Annotated in this window: 14 protein-coding genes; 4 read left to right on the forward strand and 10 right to left on the reverse strand. The window is 66.8% G+C overall.

The genetic code is table 11. The features are described from left to right. The first annotated feature begins 104 nt into the window (after nt 1–104). Both crp and QP512_RS18645 read left to right on the forward strand, forming a co-directional pair. Nucleotides 105–794 (forward strand): cAMP-activated global transcriptional regulator CRP, encoded by a 690-nt coding sequence (crp, locus tag QP512_RS18640; protein WP_012481435.1) that lies wholly within the window; start codon nt 105–107, stop codon nt 792–794. Between the two features lie 62 nt (nt 795–856). Next, nucleotides 857–1,618 (forward strand): sulfite exporter TauE/SafE family protein, encoded by a 762-nt coding sequence (locus QP512_RS18645; protein ID WP_054172646.1) that lies wholly within the window; start codon nt 857–859, stop codon nt 1,616–1,618. Between the two features lie 97 nt (nt 1,619–1,715). Here the strand turns inward: QP512_RS18645 and QP512_RS18650 are convergent, their stop codons facing one another. The 10 genes from QP512_RS18650 to QP512_RS18695 form a co-directional block, all read right to left on the reverse strand. Continuing rightward, nucleotides 1,716–2,432, reverse strand: a complete 717-nt coding sequence (locus QP512_RS18650; RefSeq protein WP_286070187.1) for a haloacid dehalogenase-like hydrolase — start codon at nt 2,430–2,432, stop codon at nt 1,716–1,718. Next, a complete protein-coding gene (trpC, locus tag QP512_RS18655) occupies nt 2,429–3,223 on the reverse strand; it encodes an indole-3-glycerol phosphate synthase TrpC (RefSeq protein WP_286070188.1) in 795 nt (264 codons plus the stop codon). The genes QP512_RS18650 and trpC overlap by 4 nt, the downstream gene beginning before the upstream one ends. A 74-nt stretch (nt 3,224–3,297) precedes the next feature. Then, nucleotides 3,298–4,329, reverse strand: a complete 1,032-nt coding sequence (trpD, locus tag QP512_RS18660; RefSeq protein ID WP_286070189.1) for an anthranilate phosphoribosyltransferase — start codon at nt 4,327–4,329, stop codon at nt 3,298–3,300. 16 nt (nt 4,330–4,345) lie between these two features. Then, nucleotides 4,346–4,933, reverse strand: a complete 588-nt coding sequence (locus QP512_RS18665) for an aminodeoxychorismate/anthranilate synthase component II (RefSeq protein WP_005414697.1) — start codon at nt 4,931–4,933, stop codon at nt 4,346–4,348. A 2-nt stretch (nt 4,934–4,935) separates the two neighbouring features. Beyond that, the gene (locus QP512_RS18670; protein WP_286070190.1) at nt 4,936–5,736 is read right to left on the reverse strand and encodes an SIMPL domain-containing protein; all 801 of its coding nucleotides are present in this window, start codon (nt 5,734–5,736) and stop codon (nt 4,936–4,938) included. 67 nt (nt 5,737–5,803) lie between these two features. Continuing rightward, the gene (trpE, locus tag QP512_RS18675; protein ID WP_286070191.1) at nt 5,804–7,279 is read right to left on the reverse strand and encodes an anthranilate synthase component I; all 1,476 of its coding nucleotides are present in this window, start codon (nt 7,277–7,279) and stop codon (nt 5,804–5,806) included. A gap of 279 nt (nt 7,280–7,558) precedes the next feature. Next, on the reverse strand, nt 7,559–8,509 hold the full coding sequence (yegS, locus tag QP512_RS18680; RefSeq protein WP_286070192.1) for a lipid kinase YegS: 951 nt from the start codon (nt 8,507–8,509) through the stop codon (nt 7,559–7,561). A gap of 247 nt (nt 8,510–8,756) precedes the next feature. Then, nucleotides 8,757–9,239 (reverse strand): GNAT family N-acetyltransferase, encoded by a 483-nt coding sequence (locus QP512_RS18685; RefSeq protein ID WP_286072068.1) that lies wholly within the window; start codon nt 9,237–9,239, stop codon nt 8,757–8,759. Between the two features lie 12 nt (nt 9,240–9,251). Further along, nucleotides 9,252–9,929 carry a ribulose-phosphate 3-epimerase gene (rpe, locus tag QP512_RS18690; RefSeq protein ID WP_286070193.1) on the reverse strand — a complete coding sequence of 226 codons (678 nt, stop codon included), beginning with the start codon at nt 9,927–9,929 and terminating at the stop codon, nt 9,252–9,254. A gap of 57 nt (nt 9,930–9,986) precedes the next feature. After that, a complete protein-coding gene (locus tag QP512_RS18695; RefSeq protein WP_005411327.1) occupies nt 9,987–10,316 on the reverse strand; it encodes a DnaJ domain-containing protein in 330 nt (109 codons plus the stop codon). A 141-nt stretch (nt 10,317–10,457) separates the two neighbouring features. Here QP512_RS18695 and QP512_RS18700 point away from each other — a divergent pair, with 141 nt between their 5' ends. Further along, on the forward strand, nt 10,458–11,384 hold the full coding sequence (locus tag QP512_RS18700) for a phosphoribosylaminoimidazolesuccinocarboxamide synthase (RefSeq protein WP_286070194.1): 927 nt from the start codon (nt 10,458–10,460) through the stop codon (nt 11,382–11,384). Between the two features lie 299 nt (nt 11,385–11,683). Continuing rightward, nucleotides 11,684–12,169, forward strand: coding sequence for an Mpo1-like protein (locus QP512_RS18705; protein WP_286070195.1), 486 nt, complete (start codon nt 11,684–11,686; stop codon nt 12,167–12,169). Nucleotides 12,170–12,257: the final 88 nt, after the last annotated feature.

The raw sequence follows: 12,257 nt of genomic DNA on the forward strand, positions 1-12,257 counted from the left end.
AAACTGCCCCCGGGGGGAACGTGAAGACGCAAGAGTTCTGGCACACTGTTTGCCCTTAACAATTGCGCTGGTTAAGCTCCGCTATCGACCCCGTGAATCCGTTCATGCGCAGAGGGAGCGCTCCTATCGTGTCAACCGTGCGCCTAGCTAGCAGTCCACTGGCCTTGGATATCGCCACCATCGATCGTTTCCTGGCGCACAGCCACCGGCGGCGATATCCCACCCGTACCGACGTCTTCCGACCCGGTGACCCGGCGGGAACCCTGTACTACGTTGTCAGCGGCTCGGTTTCGATCATGGCCGAGGAAGATGACGATCGCGAGCTTGTGCTGGGCTACTTCGGTGCCGGCGAGTTCGTTGGCGAAATGGGCCTGTTCGTCGAATCGGACCGCCGCGAGGTGATCCTGCGGACCCGTACCGCCTGCGAGCTGGCCGAAATCAGCTACGAGCGCCTGCACCAGCTGTTCCTCGGCCCGCTGTCGGCTGATGCCCCCCGCCTGCTGTACGCGCTGGGCCAGCAGATCTCCAAGCGCCTGCTCGATACCAGCCGCAAGGCCAGCCGCCTGGCATTCCTGGACGTCACCGACCGGATCGTGCGCACCTTGCACGACCTGGCCCAGGAACCGGAAGCGATGAGCCATCCGCAGGGCAGCCAGCTGCGCGTGTCGCGCCAGGAACTGGCCCGCTTGGTCGGCTGCTCGCGCGAAATGGCTGGCCGCGTACTGAAGAAGCTGCAGACCGACGGCCTGCTGCATGCACGCGGCAAGACCGTGGTGCTGTACGGCACCCGTTGACCGTTGAGCACCCGGTGGGTGCGGACCTTGGTCCGCACTCCTTCGCGCGCTAGGCTCGGTGCATGGAACTGAGCAGCGAATTCTGGTGGTTCATCCTCATCGGCCTCGGCGCGCAACTGGTCGACGGCGCGCTGGGCATGGCTTTCGGCCTGGTCTCATCGTCGGTGATGCTGAGCATGGGCCTGCCGCCGGCGCAGGTCAGCGCCAGCATCCACACCGCGGAAGTGTTCACCACCGGCGCCTCGGGTGTGTCGCACCTCGCCGCCGGGAATGTCGATAAACGCCTGTTCCTGCGCCTGGCCCTGCCCGGCGCGGTGGGCGGCGCGGTGGGCGCCTACGTACTCACCCAGATCCCCGGCGACATCATCCGGCCATTGATCTACCTGTACCTGCTGGTGCTGGCGATCATCATCCTGGCCCGCGCCGCCGGGCGCTGGATGCCCAAGGGCGAGATCCGCCGGGTACCGGTGCTGGGCTTCTTCGCCGGCCTGCTGGACGCCAGTGGCGGCGGTGGCTGGGGGCCGGTGGCCACGTCCACCCTGCTCGCCCGCGGCGGCCAGGCGCGCACCACCATCGGTACGGTCAACGCCGCCGAGTTCATCGTCACCCTGACCATCTCGGCCACCTTCCTGCTGTCGATGGGCGTGCAGCACCTGCAGATCGTTGCCGGCCTGCTGATCGGCGGCATGATGGCCGCACCGGTAGCGGCGATCCTGGTCAAGCGGGTGAAGGAGCGCTGGGTGCTGGTGGCCGTTGGTGTGCTGGTGCTGGGCATCAGCCTGTTCCAGATCGGCCATGCGGTGTACGGGCACCTCTACCGCTGAAGCATCTCCTGTAGAGCCGAGCCATGCTCGGCTGCGGACACACGGATCCCGCAACGAAGAGCAGCCGAGCATGGCTCGGCTCTACAACAGGCGCGGGTCAGGCCTTGTCGCCGCCGCGGTCGACGCAGCCCCAGTTGAGGATGCGGGTGCCGGCCGGCAGCACGCTGCGGAAGAAATCCACCTTGGAGCGCTTCGGGTTCACCACCACCGGCGCCTTGGCGGCCAGCAGCAGCGGCAGATCGGCGGTGCTGTCCGAATACGCGATGTCGATCTCGCCGTAGCCGCGCTCGCGCAGCATGCGCATCTTCTCTTCGTTGTGGCAGTGGCGGGTCGGGCCGACGCCACCCAGTCGCGGGCCGACCTCGGTGCCGATCACCGGTACGTCCTGGTGGGCCACGAAGGCCAGGATGGCGCGAGCCAGTTCCGGCGGCGCGCCGGTGGCAACCACCACGCGGTCACCCTTGGCGCGGTGGGCCGCAAAGACCTCCAGCGCCTGCGGCAGCAGCTTGGCGCGCATCTGCGCCTCGTTGCGCAGCACGTAGGCGTCAATCACCTTGTTGAAATCGCGCGCACGGTGCAGGCCGAAACTGCCGATCCACACATAGACCGAAATACCGGTACGCCGGGTCGGCAGCATCGCCACCAGCGGCCCGGCAATCGGCGTCACCAGCAGGGCGGCCAGCATGCGCAGCGGGTTGCGCTTGATCAGCGAGGCGAACAGGTGGGTGCCCGAATCGCCGTCGTAGAGGGTGTGGTCGAAGTCGAAGACCACCAGCGGCGCATCCCCGCGCGGCGTTGGATAGTGCGTTGTCATGCTGCGAAGAATAGCTGACGCAGGCCCTCGCCCGGCTCTTCCACGCGCATGAAGGCCTCGCCGACCAGAAAGGCATGGATGCCGGCATCGCGCATCAGGGCCACGTCCTGCGGGCCGAGGATGCCGCTTTCGGTCACGAGCAGGCGGTCGCGCGGCACGGCGTTCTGCATGTCCAGCGTGGTCTGCAGCGAGACCTCGAAGGTGCGCAGGTTGCGGTTGTTGATGCCGATCATCGGCGCCGGCACCTGCAGTGCGCGCTCCAGTTCGTCGATGTCATGCACTTCCACCAGCACGTCCATGCCCAGCGACAGGGCCAGTTCGGACAGGGTGGCCAGCTGGGTGTCGTCCAGTGCAGCGACAATCAGCAGGATGCAGTCGGCACCCAGCACGCGCGCTTCGTATACCTGGTAGGCATCGATCACGAAGTCCTTGCGCAGCACCGGCAGCGTGCAGGCTTCGCGGGCCTGCTGCAGGTAGGCGTCGGCGCCCTGGAAGAAATCGACGTCGGTCAGCACCGACAGGCAGCTGGCGCCGCCGAATTCGTAGCTGACGGCGATGTCAGCCGGGCGGAAGTCCGGGCGGATCACGCCCTTGGAGGGGCTGGCCTTCTTCACTTCGGCAATCACCGCCGGGTCGCCGTTGGCCACCGCCGCCTGCAGCGCGCGCACGAAGCCACGTAGCGGTGGGGCGCTGGCCAGGGCGGCCTGCAGCGCCTCGAGCGGGCGCTGGGCGCGGCGCTTGGCCACTTCTTCGGCCTTGCGGGCCAGGATCGTCTGCAGGATGTCGCTCATCGTCTTCGGTTCGGTGCGGGGGCGGTGAGGACGGCCATTATCGGCCATCAAGGAGGTCAGGCTGAACCGCGCGCTCAGGCAGCCAGCGCGCGGGTGGTCTCGACATACTGCTGCAGGCGCTGGCGGGCGCTGCCGTTGGCGATGGCGGCACGGGCTCGGGCCAGGCCGTCACCGATATCGCTGGCCACGCCGGCCACGTACAGCGCGGCGCCAGCATTCAGCGCGACGATGTCCAGCGCCGGGCCGGGCTCGTTGTCCAGCACGGCGCGCAGCATCTGGATGGACTGCTCCGGGCCGTCCACGCGCAGGTTGCGGCTGGCCGACATGGCGATGCCGAAGTCTTCCGGGTGGATCTCGTACTCGCGCACCTTGCCGTCGCGCAGTTCGCCGACCAGGGTGCCGGCGCCCAGCGAGATCTCATCCATGTTGTCGCGGCCCCAGACCACCATCGCACGCTCGGTGCCCAGCTCACGCAGCACGCGTGCCTGGATACCCACCAGGTCGGGATGGAACACGCCCATCAGCACCGAGGGCGCGCTTGCTGGATTGGTCAGCGGGCCGAGGATGTTGAAGATGGTGCGCACGCCCATTTCGCGGCGCACCGGCGCGACGACCTTCATCGACGGATGATGGATCGGCGCGAACATGAAGCCGATGCCGGTCCGGTCGATCGCAGCGGCCACCTGGTCCGGCTGCAGTTCGATCACTGCGCCCAGCGCTTCCAGTGCATCGGCGCTGCCGGACTTGGACGACACGCTGCGGTTGCCATGCTTGGCCACGCGCGCGCCTGCAGCAGCGGCCACGAACATCGAACAGGTGGAGATGTTGAAGGTGTGCGAGCCATCGCCACCGGTGCCGACGATATCCACCAGGTTGGAGGTATCGGCCACCGGCACTGGCCGGGCGAATTCACGCATCACGGTGGCCGCCGCGGCGATTTCGTCCACGGTCTCCTTCTTCACGCGCAGCCCGGTGAGGATTGCGGCGGTCATCATCGGCGAGACATCGCCGCGCATGATCTGCCGCATCAGGTCGACCATTTCGTCGAAGAAGATTTCGCGGTGTTCGATGGTGCGGTGCAGGGCTTCCTGGGGGGAGAAGCTCATGGGAATGCTCCTTGGATCAGGCCGCCGGGCGCTGCAGGAAATTGCGCAGCAGGGCGTGGCCGTGTTCGGTGAGGATGGATTCGGGGTGGAACTGCACGCCTTCCACCGGGAACTGGCGATGGCGCAGGCCCATGATCTCTTCGATCGAGCCGTCGTCGTTCTCGGTCCAGGCGGTCACTTCCAGCACATCGGGCAGGCTGTTCTTGTCCACCACCAGCGAGTGGTAGCGGGTGGCCTGGTAGCGGTCCGGCAGGCCGGCAAACACGCCCTTGCCTTCGTGGCGGATGGGCGAGGTCTTGCCGTGCATGATGTTGCCGGCACGGATGACCGTGCCGCCGTAGACCTGGCCGATGCCCTGGTGGCCCAGGCACACGCCGAGGATCGGCGTGGTCGGGCCCAGGCGCTCGATCAGCTCCAGCGACACGCCCGCCTCGTTGGGCGTGCACGGGCCGGGCGAGATGACGATGCGCTCGGGCTTCTGCGCAGCGATCTCGTCCACGCTCATCGCATCGTTGCGCACCACCTTCACCTCGGCGCCCAGCGTCTGCAGGTACTGCACGAGGTTGTAGGTGAAGCTGTCGTAGTTGTCGATCATCCACAACATGGTCAGGTTCCGTCGCTTATCAGGAAAATGGCGTATACGTTTTCGGTGTAGGTGATGGGCGCGGCCACCAGCAGTTCGCCAGCCGCCGGCGCCGGCGCCGCGCGGCTGCCAGTGACCTGTATCCGATCCAGTGCGGTACTCTCGCCGTCTGCATAGCCGTCTGCGCCTGCGGCCTGGCCTGCAGTCGGCCAACTGCCTGCCTGCACGCCGTAGGCGAAACTGGGGGCCACATCGGAGATGCTGTAGAGGCCGGTGATCTTCGCGCCATAAGCGCCGGCCAGCCCCTTCGCCGATGCGCGGGTCTCGGCAGCGGCCTCGGCCTTCAGTTCGGCGCGCAGACGGGCCGCGTTGGCATAGGTGGGCACGGCCGTGCTCACCTGCACTTCGCGGCTGGCCTTCAGATCACCCAGGAAGTCCTTCAGTGCTTCGGCACTGGCAAACGATGCCGTCAGGCTGCGGCTCGCCTCGATTCCGTTGAACACCTCTTCATCATCGCGGTAACGCGTCGACGGCGTGATGCTCAGGTTGTCCGCACGCACGCTGTCCTTCAGGGCGCCATGCTTCTCGAAGAGCTGCAGTACCCGCTCGGTATTTCCCTGCACGCGCTGGCGGGCAACGCTGGTCTGCATGTCGACCGACGCCAGCGCCACCTTCACGGTGAAGCGGTCCGGCATGACGGTGCGGGTGGCACTGCCCTTCACCAGCAGGTGCGGCTGCGAAGGAATGGTATTGGCCTGTGCCCACGCAGACGGGGCCATCGTGGCCAGCAGTAACGACCACAGCAATGCGCTCAGCAGCTTCATGCGGTACTCCTTGTCTTGAATGGGAACAGCAGGAGGTGCCGCGGCGCAGGCCACGGCACGGAAAGGCTCACAGGCCCTTGGCAGCCTGGGCGACGGCGCGGAACAGCGCGCGGCCCTTGTTCATCGTCTCGTCCCATTCCTTGTCAGGGTCCGAGTCGTAGACGATGCCGGCGCCGGCCTGCACGTACAGGCGGCCATCCTTGATGACCGCAGTGCGGATCGCGATCGCGGTATCGGCATCGCCATGCCAGCCGATGTAGCCGATGCTGCCGGCGTACACATTGCGCTTGATCGGTTCCAGTTCGCGGATCACTTCCAGCGCGCGGATCTTCGGCGCGCCGCTGACCGTGCCAGCCGGGAAGGTGGCACGCAGCACGTCGGCGTAGCTCAGGCCCGGCTGCAGCTGCCCGGTCACTTCGCTGACGATGTGCATGACGTGGCTGTAGCGCTCGATCACGAACTGCTCGCCCACTTCCACAGTGCCAGCCCTGGACACGCGGCCGGCATCGTTGCGGCCGAGGTCGATCAGCATCAGGTGCTCGGCGCGTTCCTTCGGATCGGCCAGCAGTTCGGCTTCCAGGGCCAGGTCCTGCTCGACGGTGGCACCGCGCGGACGGGTGCCGGCAATCGGGCGCACGGTCACTTCACCATCCTGCAGGCGCACCAGGATTTCCGGCGACGAACCGACCACCTGCAGGTCGCCGACATCGAGGAAATACATGTACGGCGACGGATTCAATGCACGCAGCGCCCGGTACACATCCACCGGGCGCGCCTTGAACGGCACGCTCAGGCGCTGGCTCAGCACCACCTGGAAGATGTCGCCGGCCCGGATGTATTCCTTGCTGCGCTGGACCGCATCGACGAAGCCTTCGCGGGTGAAACCGGAGACGAAATCGGACTCGTCCAGCACATCGCTGTTGAGCGGGGCGGGATAACCGGCCCCCGGTGCACGCAGCTTGGCGGTCAGTGCATCCAGGCGCGCCTGCGCCTGCTCGAACGCGCCCTCGACGCGCGGGTCGGCATGCACGATCAGGTACAGGCGGCCCTTGAGGTTGTCGAACACCGCCAGCTCGTTGGAGTCCAGCAGCAGGATGTCCGGGGTGCCCAGCTCATCACGGCCGGCCGGCGGCGCCAGGCGCGGTTCGATGTAGCCGATGCACTCGAAACCGAACCAACCAACCAGGCCACCGGTGAAGCCCGGCAGGCCGTCCAGCTTCGGCACCGAGTGGGCGCTGCGCAGCGCCTCGACCTCGGCGAACGGGTCGGCCACCTCGCGGGTGTCCACCACCTGGCCGTCCTCGCGCACGGTCAGCGTATGGCCGTGGAAGGCGTACACGCGGCGCGCCGGCAGGCCGATGATCGAGTAGCGACCAAAGCGCTCGCCGCCTTCGACGGATTCAAACAGGTAGGTATTGGGGCCGTCGGCGAGCTTCAGATAGACCGAAAGCGGCGTGTCCAGGTCGGACAGCACTTCGCGGACGACGGGAATATGGGTGTGGCCTTCAGCGGCCTGCAGCTGAAACTGAGCATGCGAGTTCAAGACGACTTTCCTTCCGGGACACAGCGTTATGGGGGCGGACGACGGCAACGGGCCACCATCGCCACCAACGGCGTGCGGAAGAAAGGGTATGCGGGGTCGTCAGGCTGGACACCCCTTGACTGTATCGCAGGATCGGCGGGAGGGGAACCCTGGGAAACTGAACCACGGGAAAGCACAGGGCTGATGGCGGGGACCGGCGCGATAACCGGTCGAGTCGACTGTCAGTCGACTTGCGCGTGTAGCGCGGGGTTTTACGCCGTCGGAACGAAAAGCAGTCGACTAACCGTCGACTCTACCCCCCTGCCCGGCCAGCAACGGGCAACCGGCCGGCAGGTGCATGCGCACCCGTCCCGCCACGCAGTCTATGCGGAACCGCTGGGCCTGCACCGGCTCACCATCCAGATTGAGGGTCAACGAGCGCTGCGATTCGATCTGCAGCCACGGCAGCCGCGCGCGCGTGGCCAGCTGTTCCAGCGCCGCCTGGGTACCGGCCTTGAACATCTGGCCAAGGGTGGCGGTGACCTCGCCTTCCAGCTCCGGCAGCACCGTTACATCCAGCAGGCCATCGTCGATCAGCGCCTGCGGGCACAACTGCTGGCCGCCACCCGCCTGGCGACCGTTGCCGATGCCGAGGGCGATGAAGTCGCCTTCCCACGCGAAATCCGGCCCCGACAGGCGCGCGTTGATCGACTCGATCCGCCCCAGTTTGGCGATGCCGGTGATCACGTAGGCAAGGCCGCCCAGCATCTTCTTAAGCCCAGCATCGGTCTCCACGGTAACCTGCGTGCCGAAGCCACCGCTGGCGAGATTGGCGCACCACCACGGCGTGCCATCGGCGTCCACGCGCAACAGATCAATGGCGTGTGGCGCGGCCTGCCCGATCAACGCGAAGGCCTCCTTCGGTTCGGTCGGGATGCCTGCAGCGGTGGCGAAATCGTTGGCGGTGCCCATCGGGATCAGCGCCAGCGAGGGCAGCATGTCCGCCGCCTCCTCGCGATGCGCCAGCGTCTCGGCCACCGCACTGAGCGTGCCATCGCCACCGGCAGCAACGATCACATCCACGCCGTGATCAATCGCCTCCGCCACGTAGCGCTCGGCATCACCGTCCTCCCAGGTCACCCGCACTTCCAGCTGCACACCCTGCCCGCGCCAGTGGCCGACGGCGTCGCGCAACTCATCGTTGCCAGCGGATTTGCCATTGAGGATCAGGCGCCAGCGCGGTGCGGCCATGTGGTGCTTCCAGGACGGGGGCGCACAGGCTAGCAATGCGCTGTTTGTCTGCGGTGAATGTCACGCAGATGTCATTCAGCAACCGGAGAATGGAAGGCCATAGCAGGGACGATGGATGGAGGCAGGATCAGCCTCCCACGAATACAGCAGGGCCACGCCGGGGTTTGGCGTGGCTTTTTTTGTGCACAGGGATCGTGCGAACCAAGGTTCGCACCCACCGGGTTGCGGTTCGCACCCACCGCAGACCTCACCCGTTGGCGAAATCGTGCAGCGCCTGGCCCTGCAGCCGGTACACGGTCCACTCGTCCTGCGGCTTGGCGCCGGCGGCGGTGTAGAACTCGATGGCCGGGATATTCCAGTCCAGCACCGACCATTCGAAGCGGCCGCAGCCTTCGGCCACGGCCTGCCGGGCGATGTATTTCAGCAGCGCCTTGCCTGCGCCGACGCCGCGCTTTTCCTGGCTGACGTACAGGTCTTCCAGGTAGATGCCCTTGCGGCCCAGCCAGGTGGAGTAGTTGTAGAAATACACCGCATAGCCGATGGCCTCACCGTCGGCTTCGCAGATCAACGCGCGAGCTGTCGCATCGGCGCCGAACAGGCTCTCGGCGATGCCGATCTCATCGGTCTGCACCGAATGCTCGGCCTTCTCGTAGATGGCCAGCTCGCGGATGAAATGCAGGATCAGGCCAGCGTCTGCGACGGTGGCCGGGCGGATGTTCAACACGGCCACCGTGCCCATGGCTCAGCCCCTTGCCGCAGCAACGTTCGCGCGCATCTGCGCGATCACGTCCGGGTAGCTGGTCTTGGCGTTGAAGATGGCGGAGCCGGCCACGAAGGTGTCAGCGCCGGCGGCGGCGATCTCGCCGATGTTGTCGGCCTTCACGCCGCCGTCGATCTCCAGGCGGATGTCCTTGCCACTGGCATCGATCTTCTGGCGGACCACGCGCAGCTTGTCCAGCGCCGACGGAATGAAGGCCTGGCCGCCGAAACCCGGATTGACCGACATCAGCAGCACCAGGTCCAGGTCATCCAGCACCCAGTCGAGGATGTCCACCGGGGTGGCCGGGTTCAGCACGATGCCCGGCTTGCAGCCCAGCGAGCGGATCAGCTGGATGGTGCGGTGCACGTGGCGGCTGGCCTCCGGGTGGAAGCTGATGTAGGTGGCACCGGCCTCGGCGAAGTCCGGGATGATGCGGTCCACCGGCTCGACCATCAGGTGCACGTCGATCGGCGCGGTCACGCCGTGCTTGCGCAGGGCCTGGCAGACCATCGGGCCGATGGTCAGGTTCGGCACGTAGTGGTTGTCCATCACATCGAAGTGGACCCAGTCGGCGCCGGCGGCGAGGACGTTGTCGACTTCCTCGCCGAGACGGGCGAAGTTGGCGGAGAGAATGGACGGGGCGATGAGGCAGTTGGACATGGCCGGGGCCTTCGGAACGGGGAAAGGATTCTCCCGCCCGCAGGCGGGACTGTCGGGTCAGCGCTTGCGCAGGGTCTTGATGCGATCGTAGGCGGCGTTGATCCGCCGCGACTTCTGCTCGGCCTGCTGCTGCAGCTCGGGGGCCGCACCGCCCAGCTTGTCAGGGTGGTACTGGGAGATCAGCTTGCGGTAGGCGCGCTCGACCTCGGCATCGGTGGCCTCGGAAGTCAGCCCCAGCTCCCGGTAAGGGTTCTCCTTGTTCAGGCGGAACCAGTCCGAGTCGAAGGCGTGGCCGATCAACAGGCCGACCACCGCGCCGAACAGGGGATTGGGCCGGAACAGCAGGGCGCCGGCGATGAATCCGAGCAGTTTTCCGTACCAGCGCATGGCGCTCCGGGGGCGACCGACGAAATGGACGCTCATTTTACGTCACAGCGGGCCCGGACGGCTTTACACTAGGCCGCCCGCTGGTCAGCGGGCCCGCCGGGTCCGTTGGGCAGCCGTATCGACAACGCCCCAGGAGTGCCCGTGCCAACCACGCTGTTGCAATCCGATCTCCCCGGCCTGCCCTTGCGCCATCGCGGCAAGGTGCGTGATGTGTTCGATATCCCGCGCGAGCGGCTGCCTGCAGGGACCCCGCCGGGCGATTACCTGCTGATGGTGGCCACCGATCGCCTGTCGGCGTTCGACGTGGTGCTGCCCGACCCGATTCCGGGCAAGGGCGAGATGCTCTGCCAGGTGTCCAACTTCTGGTTCGCCAAGACCGCGCACCTGATGCCCAACCACCTGACCGGTATCGACGTGGCCAGCGTGCTGCCCGAAGGCGTGGACCCGGCCCTGTACGCCAAGCGTGCGGTGGTCACCCGCAAGCTGAAGCCGGTTCCGGTGGAAGCGATCGCCCGCGGCTACCTGATCGGCAGCGGCTGGAAGGACTACCAGCGCACCGGCAAGGTCAGCGGCATCGACCTGCCAGACGGCCTGCGCCAGGCCGAGCAGCTGCCCGAGCCGATCTTCACCCCCTCGACCAAGGCCGCCGTCGGCGACCATGACGAGAACATCGATTTCGATGCGATGGTGAAGCAGGTCGGTGCCGACCTGGCCGAGCGCGTGCGCGACGCCACCCTGCGCATCTACAAGTTCGCCGCCCATTACGCCCGCGAGCGCGGCATCATCCTGGCCGATACCAAGTTCGAGTTCGGTACCGATGCCGATGGCCGCCTGTACATCATGGACGAGATGCTGACGCCGGATTCCTCGCGTTACTGGCCGGCCGACGAGTACGAAGTGGGCACCAGCCCGCCGAGCTACGACAAGCAGTTCGTGCGCGACTACCTGGAGACGCTGGACTGGGGCAAGACCGCCCCGGGCCCGAACATCCCGGCGGAGATCATCGAGCGCACCCGCGCCAAGTATGCCGAGGCACTGCAGCGCCTCGCCGGGATCAGCGTCGACTGATGCCCCTGCGCCCCCGGCCGGAACGGCTGGGGGCGTATTGAAGGCGCGACCGCCGACGGCGGTGCGTCTGCTGGGATGGAATCGGGCCGGGATGCGGTTGATTGGGATGAATTCGGCCGGGATACGGTCGACTGCTCTTCGTTCCGACGGCGAAAATTCCCGCGCTGCGCGCGGTAGTCGACTGACAGTCGACTCTACCCGGTCGCCCCCGCCCCATCGGTCCCGCCCGGTGCGCCCCACCCCGTCGCTCCCCATTCGCCGCCCATCACCGCGCTGCCCCGGCGGAGTATGCTGGCCGCATGCAGACCTCCACCGAGCTTGCGCGGCCGATCGACCGCTATTTCGCCAGCTATTCCGACGACCACCAGAACGTGATCAACCAGCGCATCCACGTGGTGGCAGTACCGGCCATCCTGTGGTCGGTGGTGGCCCTGCTGTGGTGCCTGCCGCCGTTGATCACCTGGTTCCAGTACGGCATCTGGTCGGCGTTCGCGATGTTCAGCGCCTGGTGCTTCTACAACAAGCTGTCGCGCCCGCTGGGCATCGGCATGCTCATCCAGTTCTTCGTGTTCGGCTGCCTGTGCCGCCTGCTGGAAGCAGAAATCGGCCTGCAGGCCCTGCGCTGGCTGGCGGTAGGCGTGTTCGTGGTGGCCTGGGTGGCGCAGTTCATCGGCCACACGTTCGAGGGCCGCAAGCCCAGCTTCCTGACCGACCTGACCTACCTGCTGATCGGCCCGGCCTGGGTGATGGCCAAGCTCTACCGCAAGCTCGACTGGCGCTACTGACGTGCCGGCAGCCGGCAGCGGCCGTCGTTTCCTGAACGGGCGAATTCCGTCACCCGCACTCCACGGCGGCCCTGCCAGCCTGCCCCGG

The organism is Stenotrophomonas sp. 57 (genome assembly GCF_030291075.1).
In the GTDB taxonomy this organism is placed as follows: Bacteria; Pseudomonadota; Gammaproteobacteria; order Xanthomonadales; family Xanthomonadaceae; genus Stenotrophomonas.